This is a genomic window from Klebsiella quasivariicola, assembly GCF_002269255.1.
GTDB classification, from domain to species: Bacteria; Pseudomonadota; Gammaproteobacteria; order Enterobacterales; family Enterobacteriaceae; genus Klebsiella; species Klebsiella quasivariicola.
On record NZ_CP022823.1, the window covers coordinates 2708046 to 2733613 of the forward strand.

Below are 25568 nucleotides of genomic sequence, written 5' to 3' on the forward strand. Positions count from 1 at the left end.
AATGAATGAAGGTGCCCGCGCGAACGGCGGGCGGGGCGATTAGCGGTTAGAAATGTACAGCGTCACTTCCAGACCGAGACGTAAATCGATAAAAGCAGGTTTCTTCCACATGTTTTGTTCCTCCTAAAAATGAGACAGGCCTCACGAATCATAGTCGATCTGTGACGGCCGCCGCATATTGCGCTTCACCGGGAGAGAGATCAACCCGGAATATGTAAGGAATTAACTTTATGTTTACAATATAACCTATTGTTACCAAACATTTTTTAATACCCGCAGCCAGTTGCTCCACCGCAGCTTATCCAGCACCAATTGATCATAGCCATTGTCCCGCAAGGCATTGATAAGCCGCGGTAAGCCGGCCACATCGCCCAGCTCGTCCGGCAGGGTGATGCCGTCGAAATCCGAGCCGAGAGCCACATGATCCTCACCCATTATGTTAATAAGATAGTCGATATGCCGGACAATGGTGGTTAAGGGTGTGTCGCTGTCGCGCCGGCCGTCGGCGCGCAGGAAGGCATTGCCGAAATTGACGCCCACCACGCCGCCGCTGTCGCGGATCGCCCGCAGTTGCCGGTCGGTAAGATTGCGCGGCTGCGGGCACAGGGCGTGGGCATTGGAGTGGGTGGCCACCAGCGGGGCGGTGGAGTGGCGGGCGGTATCCCAAAAAGCCTGCTCGTTCATATGCGAAACATCGATCTGCATCTTCAGGGCGTTGGCCTGAGTGATGAGCGCAATGCCCTCGCGGGTAAGACCCGGGCCGCTGTCCGGGCTGCCGGGAAAGGCGCCGGTGACCCCGCAGCCGAAGCGATTGGCGATGTTCCAGAACGGACCGATGCTGCGCACCCCGGCGCGATAAAAGGCCTGCAGATCGTCGCCTTGCGCGTCGAACCCGCCAGCGCCTTCGATGTGCGCCACCATCGCCAGCGCGTTATCCTGCCGACAGCGTTCAATATCCGCCGCGCTCAGGCACAGCCGCGCGCGGTCGGTATCGTGGGCGCAAATCGCCTTGAGAATAGCCAGCTGCTGCCAGAGGATCGCCAGCGGTTCCCACGCCTGACTGGCGTACTGTGGCGCCACGCGGGCAATATACTCCTGCGGCGGCACAAAGAGGGCGAACAGGCCGCCGGCCAGCCCGCCCTGGCGGATACGCGGAAAGTCGAGATGGCCGTTTTCTATCCCGGTAAAGAAGGCGCTCACCGGATCCTCACGATGGTGAAGCCAGAGATTCAGCAGCAGGTCATTGTGACCATCAAAAATCGCCATAGCGGGTTCCTGCGTTCTTAAGTGGTGAAAAATGCCTGCCACGGTAACGGATTTATCTCCCGGGGCAAGCATAAATTCACATGCCCGCAACAATTGCCAACCTCGACTTTGTATCACACTGTATCTCGCGGCGCAGCGCTGACATTAAGAGATAAAAATGGCCCCGGTCGGGCACATGGCGGATACAAATTTCCGTTTTACTGGTCACGTACTCTCTTGATGACGATAAAAGGTGAGAAAACGATGAACAGATTATCCCTGATCCGGTTTACCAGCGCCGCGGCGCTGGGGTTATCCACCCTGTGGTCCGCCGCCGTTTGCGCCGCTGAAGATGCGGGGGCGTTCGACAAGATCCACCAGATCCGCGCCGGCGACCTGAATATGGGCTATGTGGATATCGGCCCGCGCGACGGCCAGCCGGTGATCCTGCTGCACGGCTGGCCCTACGATATTCAGAGCTATGCCCAGGTGGCGCCGGCTTTAGCGCAGAAGGGTTACCGGGTCATTGTTCCGTATCTGCGCGGCTACGGCACGACCCGTTTCCTCTCCGCCAGCACGCCGCGTAACGGTCAGCCGTCGGCGATGGCGGCCGATATTGTCCATCTGATGGACGCCCTGAACATCAGGCAGGCGGATCTGGCCGGCTTTGACTGGGGCGCGCGCACGGCGGATATCGTCGCCGCGCTGTGGCCGCAGCGGGTGAAATCCCTGGTCTCGGTGAGCGGGTATCTGATCAGCAGTCAGCAGATTGGCGAAAAACCGCTGCCGCCGCAGGCGGAGCTGTCGTGGTGGTATCAGTTCTATTTTGCCACCCCGCGCGGCGAAGCCGGTTACCGGCAGAACACCCACGACTTTGCGAAATTTATCTGGCATCAGGCGTCGCCGCAGTGGCAATTCAGCGATGCGACCTTTGCCAAAACCGCCCGGGCGCTGGATAACCCGGACCACGTGGCGATCACCATCAGCAACTACCGCTGGCGCCTGGGGCTGGAGAAGGGGGAAGCGAAGTATGCCGGCTATGAACAACGGCTGGCGGCGCTGCCGCCGATAACCGTGCCCACCATCACCCTTGAAGGGGCGAATAACGGCGCGCCGCATCCGGCTCCCGCCAGCTATCGGGCTAAATTTACCGGGAAATACGAACACCGGGATCTGCAGGGGGCGGTGGGCCATAATCCGCCGCAGGAGGACCCGGCAGACTTTGTCCAGGCGGTGGTGGACGCCGACCGTTTGTAATCCGCGCCTTGCCGGCGGCGCGACGTTGCGCTTCCGGCAACACGGCTTATGCTTGTGAAGAGTTAATTTTGCCGCAGGAGCAGCCTTTGGCGCGTATTGACCACATCCTGGTCGTCGATGACGACCGCGATATTCGGGAACTGATTGTCGACTATCTGGAAAAATCGGGATATCGCGCCAGCGGCGCGGCGAACGGCAAAGCCATGTGGTCGGTGCTCAAAAATCATCAAATTGACCTGATTGTGCTGGATATCATGATGCCGGGCGAGGACGGCTTAACGCTCTGCCGCCAGCTGCGCGCCAACCCGCAGCAGGATATTCCGGTGCTGATGCTCACCGCCCGCACCGACGACAGTGACCGGATCCTCGGCCTGGAAATGGGGGCTGACGATTATCTGATTAAACCCTTTGTGGCCCGCGAACTGCTGGCGCGCATCAAAGCCATTTTACGCCGCACCCGGGCGCTGCCGCCCAATCTGCAGATCACCGAGGCGGGCAGACTGATCGCCTTTGGCGACTGGCTGCTCGACACTGCCGCCCGCCACCTGCTGGATGACAGCGGCGCCATCGTCGCCCTCAGCGGGGCGGAGTATCGGCTGCTGCGGGTGTTTCTCGACCACCCCCAGCGGGTGCTGAACCGCGATCAGCTGCTGAATCTGACCCAGGGACGCGACGCGGAACTGTTTGAACGGTCGATTGACCTGCTGGTGAGCCGACTGCGTCAGCGCCTGCGGGAGGATGCCCGCGAGCCGGCCTACATTAAGACGGTGCGTAGCGAAGGCTATGTGCTGTCGGTGCCGGTCTCCATCCGCGAGAGGCATGAATGAGGTTCTGGCCCGCCTCGCTGCAGTCGCGGCTGATGGCGCTGCTGTTTCTGGCGCTGCTGCTGGCGAATACCTTAACCCTGTCGCTGCTGTTTTATGAGCGTATGAGCAGCGCCCGCAGCGTGATGCTGGGCAACCTGGCTTCCGATGTCGCCACCAGCGTGGCGATCCTCGACCGTCTGCCGGCCGCTGAGCGCCCGCAATGGCTGCCAAAGCTGGCGCGCGGCAACTACCGCTACCAGCTGGACGCCGGCGAACGCGGCGATTACCCGGACAGCTGGCGCGCCCGGGACGCGGCCCGCTCCCTGCAGGAGGCGCTGAGCGCGCAGTATCCGGTCAGTATTGTGGCGATCCCCGGCCCGCGGCAGCATATTCAGGCCCATATTACCCTCCACGACGGCGCCCCGTTGACGCTCGATCTGTGGCCGAAGCTACCGGCCATCGCCCGCTGGCTGCCGGTGGTGCTGATCGCTCAGTTTGTCCTCCTGCTGGCCTGCGCCTGGTATGCCGTTCGTCAGGTGTTGCTGCCCATCACCCGCTTTACCCGCGCAGTGGATGCCCTTGAACCGGCCAGCGACACGGTGGGAACCATGGCCGAGCAGGGGCCGGAAGAGGTCCGCCGTGCCGCCCGCGCGTTTAACGCGATGCAGGCGCGCATCCATGATCATCTGCAGGAGCGGGCGCGGATCCTCGCCGCCATCTCCCACGATCTGCAAACCCCGATCACCCGAATGAAGCTGCGGGTGGAGATGGCCGACCAGCCGGAACTGCGCGATAAGCTGCTGCAGGATCTCGACAATATGACCCGTCTGGTGCGGGAGGGCATCGCCTTCGCCCGCACGTCGCAGCCGCTGGCGGAGGCGCGCCAGCGGCTGAACCTCGACGCCTTTCTCGACACCATCGTCTGCGATTATGCCGATGTCGGCCGGCCGGTGCGTTTTTGTCCCGAAGAGACCGCCGGGGTGGTGTGGATCCCGCCGCAGGCCCTGCGCCGGGTGATGACCAATCTTATCGATAATGGGCTGAAATTCGGCACCACGGTCACCATAACCCTGACCCGCGACGTCGGCGGGGATGTCACCCTCCATGTGCTGGATGAGGGGCCGGGGATCCCGGAGGCCTCGCTACAGGCGGTGCTGCAGCCGTTTTATCGCCTGGAGGACTCGCGCAATCGCGACACCGGCGGCACCGGTCTGGGGCTGGCGATTGCTGCGCAGCTGGTCAGCCAGATGAACGGCACGCTGCGTCTGGCCAACCGCCCGCAGGGCGGCCTGGACGCCAGCGTTCGCCTTGCCGCGGCGGGATTGTATCCTGCTGTATCTCCGGGGAAGAAGGATAACTAAGCCGACAATTCTCCCGCTTTCCCGACACATTCGCCATACACGCCCTTGCTGTAATGTCGTGGCTGTCACTCTCGGCAGCGACGGCATAATGAGGAGAAGGCGATGTCGATATTCATTGCATTTTTGGGCGGAATGTTAACCCTGCTGAGCCCCTGTACGCTGCCGGTGATCCCGCTGCTGTTCGCCAGCGTCCGGGGCCGCCGGGGGCAACTGGCGATTATGCTGGCTGGAATGGCGCTGATGTTCGGCGCGGTTTCCTGGCTGGTGACGGTCGCCAGCGGCTGGGTGGTGAATCTGACCCTCGCAGGCCGCGGCCTGGCGCTGGCGTTCTTCGCCCTGGTCGGGCTGAGCCTGCTTTCGCAGCGCGTCGCGCAGCGGCTGACCTCCCCCCTGGTGGCGTTGGGGAATCAGCTTAACGACGCCAGCTCACGCCAGCGCGGCTGGATCGGTTCTCTGCTGGCCGGGCTGGCGGTGGGCCTGCTGTGGGCCCCGTGCGCCGGGCCGGTATTGGGGGCGATACTCAGCCTGGGCTTTGTTCATCCGGGCCAGGCGACCACTGGCGGGTTACTGCTGGCCTACGGCAGCGGCGGGGCGCTGATGTTATTCCTGCTGGGGTGGTGTGGTGCAGCATTGATCGCCCGACTGCGTCGCGGGCTGGCGTTCGGCGAACGGCTGCGCCGGCTGGCGGGGCTGGCGATGCTGGCCTCGGTGGCGCTGATCGCCAGCGGTGGCGACCGCTATCTGCAAAGTGCGGGAGGACTGAGCCAGGCGCTGGAGCAACGGCTGGCCGCCCGTCTGCCGCAGCCGGAGCAAAAGACCATCCTCCAGCCCATCGCTGCGCCGCAGCCCACCAGCGCGATGCCCTCCCTGGCGGGAGGCAGCGCATGGCTCAACAGCCCGGCGTTAACCCCGGAGCGTCTGAAGGGCAAAGTGGTGCTGGTGGATTTCTGGACCCGGGAGTGTATCAACTGTCAGCATACCCTGCCTTACGTGCGCGCCTGGGCGAACAAATACCGCGCGGCGGGCCTGGTGGTGATTGGCGTTCATACCCCGGAATATCCCTGGGAGCGTTCGCTGCCTCTGCTGCGCCAGGCGGTGAAGGACTGGCGGATAACCTACCCGGTGGTGGCGGATAATGAGTACGCCATCTGGAACGCCTTCGGCAATCAGTACTGGCCGGCGCATTACATTTTCGACGCTCGCGGACAACTGCGCTATACCGCCTTCGGCGAAGGGGATTATGCCCGCCAGGAGCAGGTGATCCAGCGACTGCTGCAGGAGAGCAAAGCCTGACCCGCGGCGCAGGCGTCTGGCGGACGGATCCCTCCAGCCCTTGAGCCCAATGCCGGGCGGCGCTGCGCTTGCCCGGCCTACAGGAGCGCGCAGGGAGAATGTCGGCCCGGTAAGGCGCAGCCGCCACCGGGCATTGAAGCGGGAACGGCGCAGAGTGCCCATCGCCGGTGACTGCCGGACGGTTCCCTCTCCCTGCAGGGAGAGGGTTAGGGTGAGGGTGAATGGAAGTGGCGTGACACTGTCACCTGTCGAGCCACCCCTGCAGGGCCTCGGTCATCAGTTCGCCGAGCAGCGCCACGGCGGCGGAATGGTGCTCCTCACGCGGGGTTTGTCGCAGGCTGACGGCCAGGCTACCTGGCGCTGGCAGCAGACCTCCTGCGGTGCGCAGATTGCCGGGCATACCGATATGGGTACGTATCGTCAGGCCCAGCCCGGCCTGCACCGCCGCCCAGATGCCGCTCAGGCTGTGGCTGACAAACACCACCTGCCAGGGGATCTCCGCGGCATCGAGACAGGCGATAGCGCGGGATCGCATCAGGCACGGGCTGTCGAACATCACCAGCGGCAGCGGCTCGCCGGAGGCCAGCAGAGCGCGAATATCCAGGTCAGGATGCGCAATCCACGCCAGCGGGCAGAGGCCCAGCCCGGGACCCTGATCTTCGGTTTGCCACAGCAGCGCCAGATCCAGCGCCTCTTCCGCCAGCGCCTGACGCAGCGGACCATTGCGATCCACCCTGGCAACTATCCGCACCTGCGGATGGTGGCGAGTAAACTGCCCGAGGATCCCCGGCATCAGCGACTCACCGAAATCTTCCTGCATGCCCAGATGAATCTCGCCGGTGAGCCGCTCGCCCTGCAGCGCACGCAGGGTTTCATCGTTGAGCGCCAGCAGGCGTCTGGCGTAGCTCATCAGCTTTTCGCCTTCAGCCGTCAGCGCAAGATGTCGGCCTTGCTTAACCACCAGCGCCGCACCGCACTGGCTCTCCAGCTTTTTAAGCTGGGCGCTGACCGCGGAGGTGGAACGCGACAGGCGCAGCGCTGCCTGGGCGAAGCTACCGCACTCTATGCCGGTCACAAAGCTGCGCAGAGCGTCGAGATCCAGCCCTGGTAAGCGTTTCTCCATCATCATCCTTATTTTCAGGATATTTATCCTGAACATTGTTATTTTCGGGATAGTACTGTGGCATCGCGAGAGGCAGGGGTCAACGGGCCTTGCGAAGTGAGCGTCTGTGGCGCGAAAAGTAATAAAAAAAGCCGATAAGGATATTATCGGCTTGTTGCAGGCATAGCTGGCAGCAGGGCGGCAGGCGCCGCCTCGCTAAGGCAGATTATTGCGCCAGCAGCTCCTGAGCGGTGCGATCCACCAGGTTCAGCAGAACCTTCACGTCATCCAGGGTTACCACTGGGTTCAGCAGGGTCAGCTTCAGGCAGGTGACACCGTTGTGCTCGGTCACGCCAACGTTAGCGCGACCGGACGCCAGCAGGGCGTCGCCAACGCGCTGGTTGAGCAGGGCGATAGCCGCCGCGTCGCTCCCGGCCATCTGTGCCGGACGGGAACGGAACAGCACGCTCGCCAGCTGCGGCTGCATGACCAGCTCCAGCATCGGCTGCGACTTCACGTACTCCGCCACGTTTTTCGCCATCGTGACGCCGTGGTCGATGATCGCCGCATACTGTTTCTGGCCCAGCGCTTCGAGGCCCATCCACAGCTTCAGCGCATCGAAGCGGCGGGTGGTCTGCAGCGACTTAGACACCAGGTTCGGTACGCCATGCTCTTCATCGAACTCGGAGTTGAGATAGGCCGCCTGATAACGCATCAGCTCGTAATGGCGCGCGTCCTTCAGCAGGAAGGCGCCGCAGCTGATGGTCTGGAAGAACTGCTTGTGGAAGTCCAGGGTAACGGAATCCACCAGCTCCAGACCGTCAAGGTAGTCGCGATACTGCTCAGACAGCAGCAGGGCGCCGCCCCAGGCTGCGTCAACGTGCAGCCAGATCTGATGTTCCGCAGCGATACCGGCGATGTCGCGCAGCGGGTCGATAGCCCCCGCGTCGGTGGTCCCGGCGGTGGCGACGATCGCCATGATCTGCTCGCCGTTAGCCTGCGCTTGCGCAATCTTCGCTTTCAGATCGGTCACGTCCATCCGCGCGAATTCGTCGGTTTTCACCAGCGTTACCGAGCGGTAGCCGAGGCCCATCAGCGCCATGTTCTTCTGCACCGAGAAGTGGGCGTTTTCCGAGCACAACACTTTGTACTTGCGGATATCTCCCGGCAGCCCATCCTGCTGGATGGAGTGTCCCTGACGGGCGAAGAAGGCGTCGCGCGCCAGCATCAGGCCCATCAGGTTGCTCTGGGTGCCGCCGCTGGTGAAGACGCCGGCGTCGCCAGCCGGATAACCGACCCGGGCGCGCAGCCATTCGATCAGCTTCATCTCAATGATGGTTGCCGACGGGCTCTGGTCCCAGGAGTCCATGCTCTGGTTGGTGGCGTTGATCAACACTTCCGCCGCCTGGCTAATCACCAGGCTCGGACAGTGCAGGTGCGCCACGCACTGCGGGTGATGCACCGACAGGCTGTCTTTCAGGAAGTACTCAATCGCACGGTCAATCGCCGCCTGGTTACCCAGACCCTGTTCGTTAAATTCAAGGGAGATACGTTCACGCAGTTCGTCAACGCTTTTCCCCTGATACATCTCAGGTTGCTTCAGCCACTGCACAACGGCCTGACTGGTCTGGTCGATAACCTGCTGATAGGCCTCAATGCTCTGCGCCGAACCAGCAAGAATCGGATTCAATGTGGACATGGTGGTCACTTACTCCACTCAGACCGGTTTTACGCCGGCGGCCAGCAGGGCCTGTTCAAATTTGTCGAGGAACACGTCCAGTTCCGCGTTGCTGATCAGCAGGGACGGCAGCAGGCGCAGCACGCAGCCGTGACGACCACCGCGCTCAAGGATCAGGCCAGCTTCGAAGCATTTCTTCTGCAGCAGGGCAGAAAGTTCGCCATCAGCCGGGTAGCAGCCCATGTGATCCTGCGCTTCGTTCGGCTTGACGATTTCGATACCGATCATCAGACCAAGACCGCGAACGTGGCCAATCACCGGGTAGCGCTTCTGTAGCTCAGCCAGTTTGCCTTTCAGCCACTCGCCCTGGGAGGCGACTTTGTCGGCGATCTTGTTGTCGCGCAGGTGACGCAGGGTGGTCAGGCCGGTAGCCATCGCCAGCTGGTTGCCGCGGAAGGTGCCGGTGTGGTGACCCGGTTCCCAGGCGTCGAACTGCTTTTTAATGCCCAGCACGGCCATCGGCAGACCGCCGCCAACCGCTTTCGACATCACGATGATGTCCGGCTGGATCCCGGCGTGTTCGAAGGCGAAGAATTTACCGGTACGGGCAAAGCCGGCCTGCACTTCATCGACGATCAGCAGAATGCCATGCTCTTCGGTCACTTTGCGGATGCGCTGCAGCCACTCAACCGGCGCCGGGTTCACGCCGCCTTCACCCTGAACGGCTTCAAGGATCACCGCCGCCGGTTTACGCACGCCGCTTTCCACGTCGTTGATCAGGTTTTCGAAGTAGTAGGTCAGGGCTTTCACGCCGGCTTCGCCGCCGATGCCCAGCGGGCAGCGGTACAGGTGCGGGTAAGGCATGAACTGGACTTCCGGCATCATGCCGTTAACCGCCGCTTTCGGCGACAGGTTGCCAGTCACGGACAGCGCGCCATGGGTCATCCCGTGATAGCCGCCGGAGAAGCTGATCACCGCCGTACGGCCAGTGTATTTTTTTGCCAGTTTCAGCGCGGCTTCCACGGCGTCAGCGCCGGAAGGACCGGTGAACTGCAGGCAATACTCTTTCCCTTCGCCCGGCAGGCAAGAGAGCAGGTATTCGGAGAAACGATCTTTTAACGGGGTAGTCAGATCGAGGGTATGTAACGGCAAGCCGCTGGTAATGACACTTTGGATGCTCTGCAATACATCAGGGTGGTTGTGGCCCAGAGCGAGAGTACCGGCGCCCGCGAGGCAGTCGAGGTACTGTTTGTTATCCGCATCCGTCAGCCACACGCCTTCAGCTTTAGTGATAGCCAGCGGTAACTTACGCGGGTAACTCCTGACATTCGATTCGAATTCGGCCTGACGGGCCAAAAAGGTTTCGTTGTTTGCGTCTAATAAATCGGCACGTAAAGTATCAATACGGACTTTATCCGTCATCATATCACTCCCACAACCAGCATTGCGGTTGAATGCTGGTTGAATAATTGGTCTAAGGAATTGAATTGGCATTCATAAAGCGCGCACAATATATGGCTTTTTAAATCCGCATTCAACGTTTTATTGATTACGTTATTTTGACGTTATTCTTATGGGGGTAAAAATTAACGTAACTCACTGAATTATAATAGAACACTTCCGCGTCATGATAACCCTTAAAAGTGTAATTATTAGTGAGAAAGTCTCTATATTTTTATTGCCGTTGGGTTAACGCGCTGACGGAATGCGTTCCGTCAGCGATAGCAAGTCTCAATGCAGTTCCACCGCATAATTTGTTAAAGGTGTAACTTTTTTCACCAACTTATTGTTATATAAAAACTGTTCGTAAGCGTCGTAGCGCGCTTTATCCAGCGCCGCCGGAGCGGTGGCGAACAGCGGCACGGTTTGCAGCCACGCCTGGTGGTTAAGCTCGGTCTTCAGCTCCGGGTGGGCGGCGGCAAACGCCTCCCAGCTTTCCTGCGGATGGGCGCGCAGATAGCTCACCCCGGCCTGCAGGGCAGTGAGGAATTTACGGATCTTCGCCTCATGGATAGCGTCGCGATTCGCGACAATCACCAGTTCGTCATAGGCCGGCACGCCGTAATCTTCGACGTTCATCACTACCGGCGTTTTGCCCTGCAGCTTCAGCTCCTGCGCTTCTATATTACGGTAGCCGCCAATGACCGCATCCACCTGGCCCGCCAGCAGGGCGCTGGTCAGCTGGAAATTGACGTTAACCAGTTTGATACTGGCCGGATCGATACCGGCATGTTGCGCCATGGTCGCCAGGGTGGCCTGCTCAATGCCGCTGACCGAGTAGCCCACTTTTTTGCCTTGCAGATCTGCCGGGGTTTTGATCTGCTTATTGAGAGCGATCACCGTGTTCAGCGGCGAGTTGATCAGCGTGCCCACACGCACCAGCGGTAACCCTTCGTCGGCGAAGAAGTGGACCTGTGGCTGGTAGGTAATAGCCAGGTCCGCCTGGCGGGCGGCCACCAGGCGCGGAGGCAGCGCCGGGTCTGAAGGGGGAACAATCTTGACGTCCAGCCCCTGGGCCTTAAAGGCGCCGATCTGCTCGGCCACCATAATCGGCGCATGGTCGGGGTTAATGTACCAGTCCAGCACCAGCGTCAGCGGTTCATTGGCCAGCACGTGAGCGCTGAACAGGGCCGTCAGGGTTGCCCCGGCGAAAAGCGACTTTTTCATCTGTTTTCCTTTATTACTTCATTTTTATTCCGGCGACCAGTCGATCAGCCGGTGCAGCAGGGTGTCCACCGCCAGCCATAGCAGAATGGTCAGCAGCACTAAAATAAACAGCGCGGCAAAGCAGACATCGGTTTGCAGCCGGGCGTTGGCATTGAGCATCACGTAGCCCAGCCCTTCGGCAGAGCCGACCCATTCGCCGATAATCGCGCCGATGGGCGCCACCGCCGCCGCCATGCGCAGGCCGGAGCCCAGCGCTGGCAGGGCGGCCATCAGCCGGACATGGCGCAGCTGAGCGCCGAAGGAAGCGTTCATGCTGCGCGCCAGATCGAGATACTCGTGGTTGACCCGCCGCAGGCCGTCAAAGAAAGCGGAAGTCACCGGAAAGAAAATTACCAGCACCGCCATCGCCACTTTGGCGCTCATACCAAACCCCAGCCACAGCACCAGCAGCGGGGCGAGGGCAAAGACCGGGATCGCCTGACTGGTGAGCACCAGCGGCATCAGCCAGCGCTGCAGGCGCGGAGAGAGGATCATGCCCAGCGCCAGCGTGACGCCGAGCGCAACCCCCAACACCAGTCCGCACAGGATCTCACTGAGGGTGATAAGCGTGTGCCAGCCAAGATAGGCGCGATTAACCCAAAGCGCCTCGGCGACTGCCGTCGGGGAGGGTAAAAGAAAGTGAGGGATGCCGCTGCGGCTGGCCAGCCCCCAGAGGATCATCAGCCCGCAGAACACCATGCCCCCGCGCCAGAGACGTCCGTTCATGGATGCGCCCTCATCAGCTGCTGCAGCAATGCCGCCTGGGCGACCAACAGGTCGGGGGCATCCGGTGCGCGCGGAGGCGTGCCGGCGAGGTGATGGCTGTCATCGATGTCGCCGTCTGCCGTCGACAGCACCAGCAGGCGGTGGCTTAGCCGGCAGGCTTCCAGCGGATCGTGGGTGATCAGCACCACCGTGCGCCCCGTCAGCAGAGTGGCCGCCAGGGTCTGAATGCGCGTGCGGGTGAGGGTGTCCAGCGCCGAGAAAGGCTCATCCATCAGCACGATGGGGCGATCCTCATACAGGGTGCGGGCCAGCGCGGCGCGCTGACGCATACCGCCGGAGAGGGTTGCCGGCCGGGCGTCGGCGCAGGGGGTGAGTTCCACCTGCTCAAGCAGGGTGGCGACCCGGTTGTGGTCCACTTTTTCCCCCCGCAGCCGTGCGCCGAGGGCGACATTCTCCCGGACGCTCAGCCAGGGATAGAGCAGATCTTTCTGCCCCATCCACGCCAGACGGCCCTGAATCGGCTGCCCATCGCTGGCGACCACTTCTCCGCCGGTGGCGGGCGCCAGACCGGCAATTATCCGCAGCAGGCTGGTTTTGCCGGCCCCGCTGGCGCCGAGCAGCGACACCCACTGGCCCCCGGGAAGCGTCAACGACAGGTTATCGAACAGCTGCCGATCGCCGAAGCGCAGGCTCAGGCCGCGGATCTCGATACCCGGCGCCGTCACGCCCGGGCCTCCGCCGCCGCGTTCAGGCCCATCTGCCAGAACTGTGCTTCAAGCCGGGTCGCGGTGGTGAAGATCTCGCTCAGCTCAGTGAGACGGGCCTCGCTCCCGCGCTGCTGCCACACGGTTTCCAGCAGCGCCAGCGCGGCGCTAACGCCCTGCAGATAATCTTCATCACCATAGTTGCGGATCCATGAGGCGTAGGGGTTATCGGTTAACCGGGTGGTAGGGTGACGCAGCAGGCCGAGGCCGATTTCCGCATAGCCCGCCACGCAGGGCATCAGGGCGACCAGCAGATCCAGGGCGTCGCCTGAATGGCCAACGTCCAGCACGTAGCGGGTGTAGTTGACGGTTTCCGGCGCTTCAGGCTGGGCAGCCATCTCCTGCTCGCTGATGCCCCACTGGGCGCAGTAGCCGACGTGCAGCGGCAGTTCATTGAGGATGGCGTTCATTGAGGCGGCCGCGGCCCGCATCTCCGGCAGCGTGCGCAGTTTACTCACCAGCAGCGCGTAGCTGCGGGCAAAGTGGATCAGAAACAGATAATCCTGAGTCAGATAGCGACGAAACGCGCTCTCCGCCAGAGTGCCGTCAGCAAGCTGCTGGACGAAAGGATGCGCCACATAGTGCTGCCAGTCAGCGGCGGCAAGCTGGCGTAAACGGCCATACAGGCCATGGCTAAACGCGGGAACAATCACAGGACCTCCAGTCATTCAGGGGAGATCCGGGCGTGCAGGGGTGTGAACAGGCAATGGCGGTAATGCTGGCAAAATTGCCGACCCGTCCCTTCGCTGGCATGACCCAGATCAGGTTCAAAGGGTTCGGCTTACGCCATCTCAGCCCTCACGGGACACCCCTCGGTAGCGCTATGTTATACGACATTCACCTTCTGAATACAATCACCGCGCCGGGCGGCAAAGCAAACGCGGTTTTCTGTGATGGCCAGCACTTTTTCGTTTAAAAATAGCTGAAAAACAGGCAGCTACGCGTTGGTGGGTTTTATCTGCTTACGTTATATTTTCATTATCCTGTTGCGTTAATCCTGTTCGCCACGCATGTCGTGCGCGCCCCACAGCCCCGGAGTGAGCATGAAATTCCCGCTGTCCCCGCTGGCGCTGATTTTCCTGCTCTGTGCGCCTGGGATGTCGCCGATCGCTTCGATGCGCAAGATGGCATGTTCGATATCCCCATCTGATGCCGATGGCCTGTCCCTGTCTCGCGCTATCGCTATCAGAGGGACTGCGCGGCCACGGCGCAAACCTCGCGCTGAGTCCTGCAGGAATTTGTGGGGGCGAAGACGACGGATACACAATGGGAGCAGCCAGCGGTGGCGCAGGCGGTCTGTTTCAATATCGGCTCGGGTTTCTAACGATAGATGAGAATAACAATGAGAGCATCCGGAGCGGTGTTGACGCTGCTGTTGGCGACCTGTGGCGCGTCGGCCGCGGAACCCGACGAGAACGACAGCTATTTTCCGATCTGGGGCGATGAGGCGCGCGCCAGGGGGTACTCGATTCCGTTACCCTACGGCGTCAACCTCAGCTATATGAATATCCGTCAGGATATCATGGTCGACAGTATTACCTTTTCCGGGCTTAAGCTCGGTAACCATCCTATCCCCAGCGATATGTTCGCCATCGATGCTGGACATACCCGTGAGAAGAGCAAAACGGAAAACCTGCGTCTCGACATGTGGGTCTTTCCGTTTCTCAACGTTTACGGGCTGGTGGGGCATACCCGCGGATCGTCCGTCTCTCAGGTCTCTGTGGATTCGGATCCCTCGCAGTTTCGTGGCCTGGACCGGGCGATCGCCGGCGCGGTTCATCAGCTTTATCAGAGTGGAAAACTGCAGAATATTGATTTTACGCTTGATTTCAAAGGAACCACCTGGGGAACCGGCTTTACGCTCGCCGGGGGATACGGCAACTGGTTCGGGTTAGTAGACACTAACTACACCCGTACCGATTTCGATATTCTCGACGGCAGCATCTCGGCGGTCACCGTCTCGCCGCGCGTCGGCTACCGCTTCAGTTTTCAGGGGATCGACGGGCCGTCCCACCTCAGCCTGTGGGTCGGGAGCATGTATCAGGACGTGCAGCAGGAGTTTAAAGGCGATCTGGCCGACCTGCATATGCCGCCAGAGCTTCAGCCCCTGATTGCCGCAGTCAACAAAGACGGCGAGGGGAAATTCGACGTCAAGCAGAAGCTAACCTCACCCTGGAATATGCTGATTGGCGCCCAGTATGAAGTCACCAAAAACTTTAACGTGCTGACTGAATTTGGTTTTAACGAGCGCAATAGCTTCTTTGTCTCCGGTGAATACCGTTTTTAACTAAAACTGCTGGCGCCATCTGCCGGTAAGATGCGCGCTCTTTTGTTGTTGTGGAGAGGCTGTTGATGCGTAAAGCCTTATGGCTGTTGTTTGCACTGTCGCTGCCGGCGCTGGCGCAGGATCCGGTGCTGCCCGCTGTGACGGCGATCCATCCGGTGCCCACCCTGGGTGAGCTGCCGCCGCCGGAGTCGCTGCGACCGTGCTGCGCTTTTGGTTACGACCTGCACGTGCGCGCGGTGGGCATCCCGATCCCGGTATACCAGATTGGCAATGTGCTGACCCTGGATACGCTGGGCAAGCACCATTACAACGACAGCGCGTTCGGGGCGGTGAAAAACCTGCTCGGGCTCAGCGAGGAGCAGAACGGGCTCATCTATACCCGTCGCGGCGGGTTTATTGATATCGCCCATGTGCGCGATACGGCGGACTACACCTTCTATCTGTTCAATCGTATTGCGCCGACGCTGGGCCAGGCGGGGCGGATCTTCTACAGTGAAGAGCTGGGCGTACGCCGCGTTCAGCTGAATGCCTTTACGCCGCCGGCGGGCGTCAGGCAGCGCTATCAGCTGGCGGCCTGGCTGGCCGGGCATCTGGCCTTTGAAATTGCGCAATGGCACGAAATCGCCCAGTGGTATGGTTTCCAGTCGGTTCCCGGGTTCTCTGAGGAGATCTCCGCTTTTTCGCCGGAAGATCTCTACTCCAATTTACTCGGCGCCCGGCTGGCGATAAACGTGATCCTTAGCGGCCACGGTGGTTCAGTGGAAGCGTATAACCAGGCCATGGATGTGGCGCTGAAACAGGCGCTGACCCGGCTGCTGGTGGCTACGCTAGGGGAGACAGAAGCGATGTTCCAGCGGATCGATGGCGACTGGTGGAACAGTCACCGGCGGGTGCCGGATAAGTTCCTGGTGCTGAAACGTAACTACGATCTGCAGGAAAACCGGCTACCGACGCCGATCCCGTTCGAAACCCTGCCGCCGTATCGCCTGACCATGCCGGCGCAGGTGGGGGGATTCCGCTTACGCGATCTCGGCGAACTGCAGATCTACCCCGGGCACGATATGCAGGCGCTGCCGGTTCCCGCGCCCTATTATGGCGCCGCAGCGTTTCAGGGGCTGGCGGATCGCGCCCGGGAGGCGGATAAGACCCAGCTGGCGCGCATTGAAAAATAGCGTCAAAGGCTCAGGGCGAGCGCCCTGAGCCAGCGAGTTAGCGAAAGTCGACCCAGCAGGCGCCGTTGTCGGCAGAGCGGACGCAGTTTTCTACCCAGCGGACGCCGAACGCCCCGGCGCGGGCGTCCGGATACCAGAAGTCGGCCAGCAGCGCTTCGTCGCGACGGTCGGCGGCATCCATGGCGATGGCGAAGCGGCGATAGAGATTCGACCAGGCTTCAAACAGCCCCTCCGGATGACCGCCGCCGATGCGGTCATCCTGCCGTGCCAGCGGATCAAGGTAGTCCATGCCGCGCTCCAGAATGCGCACCGGTTCGCCCTGAACCTCGTAGCGCAGCTGGTTGGGCTGCTCATCCCACCATTCGAGACTGGCTTTTTCCCCGACGATACGCACCTTTTGCCCGTGCATAGAGCCGCAGTTGACAGCGGAACTCCACAGCGAGCCGACGGCCCCGTTGTCATACTCCATCAGCACATGGGCATTATCTTCCAGCGGAGCGCGGCTTTTAACGAAGCTTTGTCTGGCGCACATCAGCCGGGTAATGTTCAGCTGCGGAGCCATGGTTTCGACCAAAAACAGCGGGTGGGTAGCCAGGTCGCCCAGCACATAGCTGGGGCCGACGAAGCGGGGATCGACCCGCCAGCGGGTGCTGGCGTTTTCCAGCTCCACCGGCTGGGCGTGAAAACCGTGGGCAAACTGCATATTGACGATGCGAATATCCCCCAGCAGCCCGTCGGCGATCATCTGCCGGGCCTGCAGGATCAGCTGGTGGCCGGCATAGCCGTAGGTCACACCGATGATCTTGTGCTGCCGCTGGCTGAGGGCCACCAGCTCGTCTGCCTCTTCGCTACTAAAGCACAGCGGCTTTTCGCACACCACGTGCAGGCCAGCCTCCAGCGCTGCCCGGCAAATGGCATAATGGGTATTGTTCGGGGTGGCAATCGACACTGCCTGAATGCCGTCAGGCCGGGCGGCTTCGCCGCGGAACAGGCTCTGGTAGTCGGCGTAACAGCGGTCGGGATCCACCCCCAACTGTTGGCCAAACTGGCGTCCGCGCTCGGCATCAATATCAAACGCGCCAGCCAGCAGCGCAAATGTGTTGTCACGCAGGGCCGCTGAGCGGTGAATATAGCCGATCTGGCTGCTGCCGCCGCCGCCAACCATGCCCCAGCGCAGGGTGCGGTCGAGAGGTTTTAAACCGTTAATCATCTCGTGTCTCCTGTCAGAATCCAACGCCGCGCAGATAGCGCAGGCTCTCCGTGACCGCCTGCAGACTGCCTGCGGCATGGCGCGGGTCACGCTCTTGTTCAATGGTTATCCAGCCCTGATAGCCCCGGCGGGCAAGAAAGTCTTTAATGGTCGGGTAATCAATGGCGCCGCTGCCGAGCGGGCACATTACCCCTTCGGCACAGGCAGTGAAGAAGTCGATGCCCTCATGGAGAGCGCGCTGATAAACCTGTGGGTCGACATCCTTAAAGTGCAGATAGTCCAGGCGGTCGTAATACCGATCCAGCCAGTTGAGCGGATCCATCCCGGCGTAATAGAGATGCCCGGTGTCCAGACACAACCCGGCGACATCGTGCGGGATATCGTTGGCCAGCCGCTCGATCTCATCGGCAAACTCAATGCAGCCCCCGGCGTGGGGATGGATAACCGCGCGCACACCGTACTCCTGCCAGGCCAGAGTACTGAGGGCGGTAATGTGCTTCATCATGCGCTGCCAGTCGCTATCATCGAGGCGCGGAGCCAGCGCGCCGCGCCCGGCGAAACGTGCCCGCTCAGGGTTGCCGAAATCGATAATCACCAGATACGGCGGCTGGAAAGGGTGCCCCGGGATCGGTTCGGCGGAGGGAACCTGCGACAGGTTACGGCAGATTTGATGGGTCAGCGCCACCAGCGTGGGGAAATGAGCCTCGCTCACCAGATCGTCAAAGAGCGTCCCGGCGACCAGCGACAACTGCTGCTGCTCCAGGGCCGCGCGCAGGCTGGCCGGATCGGTGGGGAGATAGCCCCACGGGCCCAGTTCAATGCTGCGATAGCCTGCCTGCGCCGCCTCCTTCAGCACGGTGCGCCAGGCGGGCAGGTCAGGGTTTTTCGGGTCATCGACGCCCCAGCTGCAGGGGGCATTGGCGATAGGATGTGTCATGTCGGCTTCCTTTTTCTCACAAGGGATGCCGCTGAGTATTGAATGAAAATTTCATTATCAACAACGATGGAATGTTAATTTTATGATAATCGTCATGGTTTTGTTTGATGGCTTTTTTGATAGTTTTTTATCAAAACAAGCAGGCGCGCGGCCCGGACGCCAACAGGCCCCCTCGGCCACGGGGCGGGGATTCACATATTTTCTTTGGTGATGATATCGAAAGGCTGAGGCAGAGAAATCACTTCACTGCGCGGACGCGCAACGGCCTCGGTCATCGCGCGTAGCGTAGCCGCGGCAAACCCATCCAGCCGGTGGTTGAGAATGATATCAATGGTGCCGTCGATCAGAGCCAGCTCACTGTCGCTGAGCGGGCCGTGACAGACGAGGGTGACTTCCTGCTGACGGCCGCTGTCCCGCAGCGCGTCGACGATGCCTTCGACGCCGCCGCAGGGGGCGTAGATCGCCTGCAGGGTCGGGTATTGACTCAGCATCTGTTCTGTCACGGTCCTGGCGATATCCGCCCGTTCATGGCTGCGAACCGGCTCAAGGATTTGCTGCCCCATGCCTTGTTCTCGCAGGCAGGAACGGAAGCTGATCTCACAGCTTTCCTGACAGCTAAAACGATTATCGCCAATGATAATGCCAATTTCGCCATCCCCGCGGCATAAGCGCTCGATAAACCAGGCGGCGGTGCGCCCGGCTTTTTGATTATCGAGGCCGATATACCCGCTGCGCTGGGGGACTGCCAGATCGGAAAGCAGGGTGAACACGCGAACGCCGCGGGCGGCGGCCCGGGCCACGGCGTGGCGAATCAGCGGATGATCCAGCGCCACCAGGCCTAATACTTCCACCTCGTCGCTGAGCCGGTGAATAGCCTGGGCCATCGCTTCCACCGCATCAATGGCAAAATGCAGTATCACCGGGGTATGGTCAGCGGGCAGCCACGGCGCGGCTTCCCGCGTCAGTGCCCGGGCCAGCGGCAGATAGAAGGAGTGGCTCTCCTGCAGCAGAATAAAGCCCATTCTGATGGTGACCGGCGCTTTGCCGGCAGCCAGACGATAGTGGGGCTGCTCGAGGGTAAACCCCAGCCGTTGGGCGGCTTCCCGCACGCGGTATGCTGTGGATTCCTTCACCGCCGCGCGCTTGTTGAGCACCCGGTCGACGGTGGCAATACCGACATTGGCTTCACGAGCGATGTCGGCAAGGGTGATTTTGCTGGCAGTTTTTTTCACCGTGATGGCCATTGAGAATGAGAGGTATGATAGAAACTATCACGATTGTTCTGCCTGCAAAAGGGCAGCCACTGCGGCAGCGATAAAACGCATGCGCAGCCAGCCTGCAATATGACGGGATCACAGTCTGTGATCAAAAGCGACTACCAGTTCTGGCATTGCAGCTATGCTGTTGAAATAAAATTAATAATAAAGGAATTATCGTACCCGGGTGGCTAAAGCGTGTGCAAAGTCACCCTCACGGGTCTCCGCTGGGCGTATAACCGACTATACTTGCCGCGCACGCGCGTAATGAAGGTTATTCGATTTCGTTTTGTTTTCACTTTATGCCAGCGTCAGGGGGAGCACCGGAAATGTGTTGTTCCGGCGGGGGATTGGTCGGTTTGGGGCCTGTATGTTATTCAAAGAGCTGGCTGTTTTTGATGTATTAAGTACCCCGATATGGGTAGTCCATCCTTTTAATGAAAGCGTGGTCTATGCCAATCAGGCTTCCCGGACCTTGAGCGGCGAGATGTCGCTCAATGAGATGCGTAACGGTATCTATTCCACCTGCCCGGAAACACAGCTGCAGCATTATCTTCGTTATCTCGACACCATGACCGAGGTATTTGAAGTCTGGACGCTACCCACCGCCAATGGATTGCAGTCGGTATATTGCAAAACCACCCTGATTGATACCGAGGACTGCGGTTGCTTGCTGCTGTTTGAGGCGGTGAAGCTTCTTGCGCAAAATCAGTCTATTCATACCGGCTCTCGCCGCTACCAGCGGCGCAATAATGGCTTTTTTGCCCGATTTTTTATGACCAACACCGCGCCGATGCTGTTAATCGACCCACATAAAGATGGCCGGATTGTGGATGCTAATATTGCGGCGCTGCGTTTTTATCATTATTCCGATGAGGAAATGCGCAACAAACATACCTGGCAAATTAATACCCTTGGCCGGGACGTGATCCCCATTATGAATAATATTGCCAATATGCCCGGCGGGCATAAGCCGCTTAATTTTACTCATATTCTGGCGGACGGCTCACTGCGCCATGTCCAGACCTATGCCGGGCCGGTGGTGCTGTATAATATTCGTCTGATGTTATGCATCATTCACGATATCACCGAAGAAGTGCATCTGAAAAAAGAGCTGGAATTCTCGGCCGCCCACGATCCGCTAACCGGGTTACTTAATCGCCGCGAATTTTATCGCCTGGTCGAGGCGCCCACATTTATTGCGCGGGGATTTTGTCTGCTGTTGATCGATATCGATCATTTCAAGAGCATTAATGATATTCACGGGCATCAAAAAGGGGATGAAGTCTTACTGGTTATCTCCCGCATTCTGGAAACATCGGTCGACCGCGAAGATAAAATTTATCGCTGGGGCGGGGAGGAGTTTCTGCTCTTTTTACCCCATTCGCCGATCGCCCGCGCGCTGATACTGGCGGAGGGGATCCGCCAGGCGGTTAGCGAGTACCAGACCCTGTCGGTGACCGTCAGCATCGGCGTGGCTGAACATCATGAGGGTGAAGCGGTCGATCAGCTGTTTTCCCGCGTCGATAAAGCGCTGTATGCGGCAAAGAATGACGGGCGCAACCGGGTGACGCGGTTACCCTTGGAAAGCGTGGCAGTGCCTGTCGGGCGATCAGAATAAGGGCAGGAGTATGTTTTTCGCCTGATGCTCAGGCAGACTCGCAACTATACTAAGGGAGTCCAGCCTGCCGGTTTGGGCGGTCATCGCGTAAGCCTGGGCTAAGGTGGCAAACGACTTATGGTGCGTGTTCTGGTTCTCCTGTCGGTAGTTTCTCTCTCTGCGCCGGCAATACTGGCGGCGGACGGTCACGCCATCAAACAGCGTGCTGACGCGGTATTGACGCTGATGAGCTATACCGTGGTCCCCGACGTAACGGCCAGCGATCTCAACATCGGTTCCGGGAGCAATGACAAACATAACCTGACCATGACCCAGTTTGGTGGCGGGGCAACGCTGAGCGATGCTTTTCCACTGTATCTCGAAGGCACCCTGGGCTACAGTCGTTACGACCCGCGCTTTGTGGTCAGCAATGGCGAACAGACGCGGAATGTGCCGACCAAATGGAACAGTCTGACCACCACCGGCGGCGTCGGCTGGGATTTTTCGCTGCACCGGGACAGCCTCGGCGGTAACCTGGTGCTGCGGCCGATTGTCAATGTGATGCTTGGCACCCTGGCCAGCGATGCGCGTATCGGTAGCTGGGCCATTGAGCGAAAGACCGACGCCGAGCTGCAATTTCTTGACGGCGGACGGTTCAACGCCTGGGGGCTGGGCGGGGCGCTGATGCTGGATTACGAACGCTTCTCCGCCACCCAGGATATTGATGCCGAACTGCGTTACTCCTATATGCATCTGCAAAGCTTCAACAGCAGCGCCGAGGTGGTGCAGGGGGAGGCCAGCGCGGAGAATCTTGGCCTGTATCTGCGCCGCCGCGCGCCAATTGCCGACTGGACGCTGCTGGGTAACCCGCTGCGTTACGTCCTGGAGGGGGCGCATACCGAATTTCTCGGCGATCAGCGAGGGGCGCTGGGCTTTACCGGTTTGACCTCGCTGGGAATTGGCCTCGAGCTGGACAGCAGTAAATACCCGGTCTTTATCACCCGCACCCGGCTGGTGGCGCGCTACATGTTCGGCAATAACACCACAGGCTACGGCGTTGGCCTGGCAATGAGTTTTTGATGACCCAAATTCTGGTGCCAGGCAATTCACAGGCCCCCCGGGAGAGGACCTGGAGGCGTGCCAGCGTCGCAACGATGACCGGATGGTTCCCTCTCCCTTTGGGAGAGGGCCAGGGTGAGGGTCAATCCTGACACCACACCCGCTCGCCATTCACCCACGTCTCGCTGATATTGCGTTCATCTCCCAGGGTCATCAGCACGAACAGCTGCTCATAAATGTCATGGCAGCGGCCCATGCGCAGGCGCTGTAGCGGAGTGACCGCCGGGTCAATCACCACAAAATCCGCCTCTTTGCCCGGCTGAAAATTGCCAATTTTCTCCTCCAGCCGCAGGGCGCGCGCCCCGCCAAGGGTGGCGTGATAGAAGGCCTCGCTGGCGCGCAGGCGATAGCTCTGCAGTTGTCCTACCTTGTAGGCCTCGCCCAGCGTCCGCAGCATGCTGAAGGTGGTCCCGGCTCCGACGTCGCTGCCGATGCCCATCCGCACCTGGTGCTGCCAGCAGGCGGGCAGGCGGAACAGCCCGCTGCCGAGAAACAGATTCGACGTCGGGCAGAAGGCGACTGCGGACCCGGTGTCATGCAGGCACTGCCACTCGGCATCATCGAGATGGATCCCGTGAGCGAAGACGCTGCGTTCGCCGGTGAGCTGATAGTGATGATAGACATCCAGATAGCGCGCATGCTCAGGCCACAGCTGTTTAACCCAGGCGATCTCCTCCCGGTTTTCACTGAGATGCGTCTGCAGCCAGGTGTCGGGAAACTCGGCCCGCAGGCGCTGCACCGCCTCCAGCAACCCCGGGGTCGAGGTGGGGGCAAAGCGCGGGGTGATGGCATAGCCCAGCCTGCCGCGCTGATGCCAGCGGCGGATCAACGCCCGGGTCTGCTCGTAGCTCTCCCCGGCGGTTTCGCACAGGTAGTCGGGCACTTGGCGATCCATCATCACTTTCCCGGCGATCAGGCGCATATTGAGGCGCAGCGCTTCGCTGAATAACGCCTCCACCGATGCCGGATGCAGGGTACAAAACACCAGCGCGGTGGTGGTGCCATGGCTTATCAGCTGATTTACAAAAAACTGCGCTATCTCCTGGGCATACTCCGCATCGGCAAACTGGCTCTCCACCGGGAAGGTGTAGGTGGTGAGCCACTCCAGCAGCTGTTCGCCAAAGGCGCCGATCATCTCGGTCTGCGGATAGTGAACGTGGGCATCAACGAACCCCGGCAGCAGCAGCTTACCCCTCAGATCGACATAGCCCTTCAGGGGATGCAGAAAGGCTTCCCCCTCCTGCCATGGCAGCAGGGCGATAATTTTCCCCTCCTGCAGGAACAACAGGCCATCATCGAGATAGCGGGCCTGGGCGGCCACCTCATCCGGTGTCTCCGCCACGCCGGCGATATCAAAAAATGCACCGCGCACTGCGGTCTGGTAATCCATCATCGAACCTGCCTTCTCTTAACGCTCTGGGAATAGTGATAAACAGCAAGATTGGTGCCAGTTTGCAGCCTGCCGCGGCCAGACGCCGCGGCAGAAGGGGAAGGTTACTCTTTTTGCGCCACCGCGCCGGAGCGGAAGGCAGCTTTCGCCTGCACTTCGCGCTCGTCGCGAGCCAGCCAGCGGTAGGTGGTGGCGCCGAGGAAGACGCCGATAAACCAGCTGAAGTTCGCCACTTCATGCAGGGCCGGAATAAAGCTGATAATCAGCCCCAGGCCCACCGACGGCAGCAGGGCGGCAATCGCTTTCGGGTTAAAGCCGTTGCGGTACCAATATTTACCCTGCGGCGTATCGTCAAACAGATCGTCCACTGACACCCGGCCGCGTTTGATCAGGTAGAAGTCGGCGATCAGGATGCCAAACAGCGGGCCAATAAAGGCGCCCAGCACGTCGAGGGTATAGTGGATCAGCTCCGGCGAGTTAAACAGGTTCCACGGCGTCAGGAGTATCGAGCCCACCGCGGCAATCATCCCGCCGGTACGGAAGCTGATTTTCTGCGGGGCGCAGTTGGAAAAATCGAAGGCCGGCGAGACGAAGTTAGCCACGATATTAATGCCGATGGTGGCGGTGATCATGGTCAGCAGGCCGATGGCCACCGCCAGATCGTTACCCACGCGGCTGACGGTTTCGATCGGGTCGGTGATCATTTTGCCAAACAGCGACTGGGTGCCGGAGACAATCACCACGGTAACCACCGAGAATAGCAGAAAGTTAAACGGCAGTCCCCAGCGGTTACCGCGGCGGATCTCGCCCATGCTTTTGCCGTAGCGGGAAAAGTCACCGAAGTTAAGCAGCGGCCCGGAGAAGTAGGAGACCACCAGCGCCGTGGCGGTGATCATCTGCCAGGTCTGCTCGCCGGCGCTCAGGGATTTGCTGGCGAGGGTAAAGGAGATACCGTCCAGACCAGTCTTGTATACAATCCAGCCGGCCAGCGCCAGCATCACCACATAAACCGCCGGACCGGCGATATCGATAAAGCGTTTGATGGCGTTCATGCCATGCCAGAACACCATCGCCTGCAGCAGCCACATAGTGGCGAAGCACAGCCAGCCGAGGGGCGACAGCCCGAGAAAGCTGCTGCTGGTCAGCGAGGCAAGGGAGGGCCAGAACTTGAGCAGGACCAGCATCAGGGCATTCGCCGCCAGATAGGTCTGAATGCCGTACCAGGCAAAGGCGATCAGCCCGCGGATCACCGCCGGGATATTGGCGCCGAAAACGCCAAACGCCTGACGACAAATCACCGCGTAAGGCACCCCGGCCATCTGGCTCGGCTTCGCCACCAGGTTGGCGCACAGCTGGACAATACAGATGCCCACCAGCAGGCAGAGCAGAACCTGCCAGCTGGCCAGCCCAAGCGTAAAGAAGCTCGCCGCCACGACGTAGCCGCCCATGCTGTGCACGTCCGACATCCAGAATGAAAAGATATTGTACCAGCTCCAGTTCTGGTCGCGGGTCGGCGCCAGATCGTCATTACATAGCCGCGGACTGTAGCTGGCGGCCGCCTCGTGAGTCTTCGTCTGCTGCGTGTGGGATGAATGTGGCATGAAACCTGCTCCTCTGAATGAAAACCCTGTGAAATGGATTGCTGAGGCTATTGCAGGA

The 25568-nt window shown here is 60.4% G+C and carries 22 protein-coding genes and 1 riboswitch; of the genes, 8 read left to right on the forward strand and 14 right to left on the reverse strand.

Annotated elements, in window-relative coordinates; translation table 11 throughout:
• Positions 1 to 39: 39 nt before the first annotated feature.
• Positions 40 to 111, reverse strand: coding sequence for a pyrroloquinoline quinone precursor peptide PqqA (gene pqqA, locus B8P98_RS13510; RefSeq protein WP_002905689.1), 72 nt, complete (start codon positions 109 to 111; stop codon positions 40 to 42).
• Between the two features lie 141 nt (positions 112 to 252).
• The gene (locus B8P98_RS13515) at positions 253 to 1266 is read right to left on the reverse strand and encodes a dipeptidase (RefSeq protein WP_087806219.1); all 1014 of its coding nucleotides are present in this window, start codon (positions 1264 to 1266) and stop codon (positions 253 to 255) included.
• Positions 1267 to 1509: 243 nt separating this feature from the next.
• On the opposite strand from B8P98_RS13515, the gene B8P98_RS13520 reads away from it, so the two are divergent.
• The 4 genes from B8P98_RS13520 to B8P98_RS13535 all read left to right on the forward strand — a co-directional run bounded on the left by B8P98_RS13520 (position 1510) and on the right by B8P98_RS13535 (position 5962).
• Entirely contained in the window at positions 1510 to 2502 is a 993-nt protein-coding gene (locus B8P98_RS13520) for an alpha/beta fold hydrolase (RefSeq protein WP_095033125.1), read from the forward strand.
• Between the two features lie 86 nt (positions 2503 to 2588).
• Positions 2589 to 3329: a response regulator gene (locus B8P98_RS13525; RefSeq protein ID WP_025712404.1), complete on the forward strand. Its 741-nt coding sequence runs from the start codon at positions 2589 to 2591 to the stop codon at positions 3327 to 3329.
• Positions 3326 to 4669, forward strand: a complete 1344-nt coding sequence (locus B8P98_RS13530; protein WP_025712405.1) for a sensor histidine kinase — start codon at positions 3326 to 3328, stop codon at positions 4667 to 4669. The genes B8P98_RS13525 and B8P98_RS13530 overlap by 4 nt, the downstream gene beginning before the upstream one ends.
• 102 nt (positions 4670 to 4771) lie before the next feature.
• Positions 4772 to 5962: a cytochrome c biogenesis protein/redoxin gene (locus B8P98_RS13535; RefSeq protein ID WP_080924076.1), complete on the forward strand. Its 1191-nt coding sequence runs from the start codon at positions 4772 to 4774 to the stop codon at positions 5960 to 5962.
• A gap of 241 nt (positions 5963 to 6203) precedes the next feature.
• On the opposite strand, the gene B8P98_RS13540 is transcribed toward B8P98_RS13535, so the two are convergent.
• From B8P98_RS13540 to tenA, 7 genes are all read right to left on the reverse strand, one after another.
• On the reverse strand, positions 6204 to 7097 hold the full coding sequence (locus B8P98_RS13540) for a LysR substrate-binding domain-containing protein (protein ID WP_025712407.1): 894 nt from the start codon (positions 7095 to 7097) through the stop codon (positions 6204 to 6206).
• Positions 7098 to 7290: 193 nt separating this feature from the next.
• Entirely contained in the window at positions 7291 to 8772 is a 1482-nt protein-coding gene (locus tag B8P98_RS13545; protein ID WP_165931797.1) for a pyridoxal phosphate-dependent decarboxylase family protein, read from the reverse strand.
• A gap of 9 nt (positions 8773 to 8781) precedes the next feature.
• Complete coding sequence (locus B8P98_RS13550; protein WP_025712409.1) at positions 8782 to 10167, reverse strand: diaminobutyrate--2-oxoglutarate transaminase; 1386 nt, start codon at positions 10165 to 10167, stop codon at positions 8782 to 8784.
• A 306-nt stretch (positions 10168 to 10473) separates the two neighbouring features.
• Positions 10474 to 11409 carry an ABC transporter substrate-binding protein gene (locus tag B8P98_RS13555; RefSeq protein WP_095033126.1) on the reverse strand — a complete coding sequence of 312 codons (936 nt, stop codon included), beginning with the start codon at positions 11407 to 11409 and terminating at the stop codon, positions 10474 to 10476.
• Positions 11410 to 11433: 24 nt separating this feature from the next.
• Complete coding sequence (locus tag B8P98_RS13560; protein WP_042929341.1) at positions 11434 to 12174, reverse strand: ABC transporter permease; 741 nt, start codon at positions 12172 to 12174, stop codon at positions 11434 to 11436.
• The gene (locus B8P98_RS13565) at positions 12171 to 12899 is read right to left on the reverse strand and encodes an ABC transporter ATP-binding protein (protein ID WP_025712412.1); all 729 of its coding nucleotides are present in this window, start codon (positions 12897 to 12899) and stop codon (positions 12171 to 12173) included. Before B8P98_RS13565 ends, B8P98_RS13560 begins: the two co-directional genes overlap by 4 nt.
• Entirely contained in the window at positions 12896 to 13591 is a 696-nt protein-coding gene (gene tenA / locus B8P98_RS13570; protein WP_025712413.1) for a thiaminase II, read from the reverse strand. Before tenA ends, B8P98_RS13565 begins: the two co-directional genes overlap by 4 nt.
• Before the next feature lie 68 nt (positions 13592 to 13659).
• Positions 13660 to 13761, reverse strand: a riboswitch (TPP riboswitch).
• Between the two features lie 519 nt (positions 13762 to 14280).
• Here tenA and B8P98_RS13580 point away from each other — a divergent pair.
• Complete coding sequence (locus tag B8P98_RS13580) at positions 14281 to 15225, forward strand: porin family protein (protein WP_025712416.1); 945 nt, start codon at positions 14281 to 14283, stop codon at positions 15223 to 15225.
• Positions 15226 to 15290: 65 nt separating this feature from the next.
• Entirely contained in the window at positions 15291 to 16397 is a 1107-nt protein-coding gene (locus tag B8P98_RS13585; RefSeq protein ID WP_095033127.1) for a DUF4056 domain-containing protein, read from the forward strand.
• Positions 16398 to 16434: 37 nt separating this feature from the next.
• Here the strand turns inward: B8P98_RS13585 and B8P98_RS13590 are convergent, their stop codons facing one another.
• The 3 genes from B8P98_RS13590 to B8P98_RS13600 all read right to left on the reverse strand — a co-directional run bounded on the left by B8P98_RS13590 (position 16435) and on the right by B8P98_RS13600 (position 19776).
• Complete coding sequence (locus B8P98_RS13590; RefSeq protein WP_080924072.1) at positions 16435 to 17607, reverse strand: Gfo/Idh/MocA family protein; 1173 nt, start codon at positions 17605 to 17607, stop codon at positions 16435 to 16437.
• Positions 17608 to 17620: 13 nt separating this feature from the next.
• Positions 17621 to 18544: a TIM barrel protein gene (locus B8P98_RS13595; protein WP_080924071.1), complete on the reverse strand. Its 924-nt coding sequence runs from the start codon at positions 18542 to 18544 to the stop codon at positions 17621 to 17623.
• Between the two features lie 191 nt (positions 18545 to 18735).
• Entirely contained in the window at positions 18736 to 19776 is a 1041-nt protein-coding gene (locus B8P98_RS13600) for a LacI family DNA-binding transcriptional regulator (RefSeq protein WP_080897822.1), read from the reverse strand.
• A gap of 394 nt (positions 19777 to 20170) precedes the next feature.
• On the opposite strand from B8P98_RS13600, the gene B8P98_RS13605 reads away from it, so the two are divergent.
• Together B8P98_RS13605 and B8P98_RS13610 are read left to right on the forward strand one after the other, a co-directional pair.
• Positions 20171 to 21421 (forward strand): sensor domain-containing diguanylate cyclase, encoded by a 1251-nt coding sequence (locus tag B8P98_RS13605; protein ID WP_080897795.1) that lies wholly within the window; start codon positions 20171 to 20173, stop codon positions 21419 to 21421.
• 117 nt (positions 21422 to 21538) lie between these two features.
• Positions 21539 to 22480: a hypothetical protein gene (locus B8P98_RS13610; protein WP_080897796.1), complete on the forward strand. Its 942-nt coding sequence runs from the start codon at positions 21539 to 21541 to the stop codon at positions 22478 to 22480.
• A 121-nt stretch (positions 22481 to 22601) separates the two neighbouring features.
• Here B8P98_RS13610 and guaD read toward each other — a convergent pair whose 3' ends face one another.
• Both guaD and B8P98_RS13620 read right to left on the reverse strand, forming a co-directional pair.
• Positions 22602 to 23912, reverse strand: coding sequence for a guanine deaminase (gene guaD, locus B8P98_RS13615; RefSeq protein ID WP_095033128.1), 1311 nt, complete (start codon positions 23910 to 23912; stop codon positions 22602 to 22604).
• Between the two features lie 101 nt (positions 23913 to 24013).
• Complete coding sequence (locus B8P98_RS13620) at positions 24014 to 25510, reverse strand: NCS1 family nucleobase:cation symporter-1 (protein ID WP_025712423.1); 1497 nt, start codon at positions 25508 to 25510, stop codon at positions 24014 to 24016.
• Between the last annotated feature and the right edge of the window lie 58 nt (positions 25511 to 25568).

Coding starts and splice junctions, on each gene's coding strand:
- B8P98_RS13515 (WP_087806219.1), bottom strand. CDS start 1,266: ATGGCGATTTTTGATGGTCACAATGACCTGCTGCTGAATCTCTGGCTT.
- B8P98_RS13520 (WP_095033125.1), top strand. CDS start 1,510: ATGAACAGATTATCCCTGATCCGGTTTACCAGCGCCGCGGCGCTGGGG.
- B8P98_RS13530 (WP_025712405.1), top strand. CDS start 3,326: ATGAGGTTCTGGCCCGCCTCGCTGCAGTCGCGGCTGATGGCGCTGCTG.
- B8P98_RS13535 (WP_080924076.1), top strand. CDS start 4,772: ATGTCGATATTCATTGCATTTTTGGGCGGAATGTTAACCCTGCTGAGC.
- B8P98_RS13550 (WP_025712409.1), bottom strand. CDS start 10,167: ATGATGACGGATAAAGTCCGTATTGATACTTTACGTGCCGATTTATTA.
- B8P98_RS13555 (WP_095033126.1), bottom strand. CDS start 11,409: ATGAAAAAGTCGCTTTTCGCCGGGGCAACCCTGACGGCCCTGTTCAGC.
- B8P98_RS13560 (WP_042929341.1), bottom strand. CDS start 12,174: ATGAACGGACGTCTCTGGCGCGGGGGCATGGTGTTCTGCGGGCTGATG.
- B8P98_RS13580 (WP_025712416.1), top strand. CDS start 14,281: ATGAGAGCATCCGGAGCGGTGTTGACGCTGCTGTTGGCGACCTGTGGC.
- B8P98_RS13585 (WP_095033127.1), top strand. CDS start 15,291: ATGCGTAAAGCCTTATGGCTGTTGTTTGCACTGTCGCTGCCGGCGCTG.
- B8P98_RS13590 (WP_080924072.1), bottom strand. CDS start 17,607: ATGATTAACGGTTTAAAACCTCTCGACCGCACCCTGCGCTGGGGCATG.
- B8P98_RS13595 (WP_080924071.1), bottom strand. CDS start 18,544: ATGACACATCCTATCGCCAATGCCCCCTGCAGCTGGGGCGTCGATGAC.
- B8P98_RS13605 (WP_080897795.1), top strand. CDS start 20,171: ATGTTATTCAAAGAGCTGGCTGTTTTTGATGTATTAAGTACCCCGATA.
- B8P98_RS13610 (WP_080897796.1), top strand. CDS start 21,539: ATGGTGCGTGTTCTGGTTCTCCTGTCGGTAGTTTCTCTCTCTGCGCCG.
- guaD (WP_095033128.1), bottom strand. CDS start 23,912: ATGATGGATTACCAGACCGCAGTGCGCGGTGCATTTTTTGATATCGCC.
- B8P98_RS13620 (WP_025712423.1), bottom strand. CDS start 25,510: ATGCCACATTCATCCCACACGCAGCAGACGAAGACTCACGAGGCGGCC.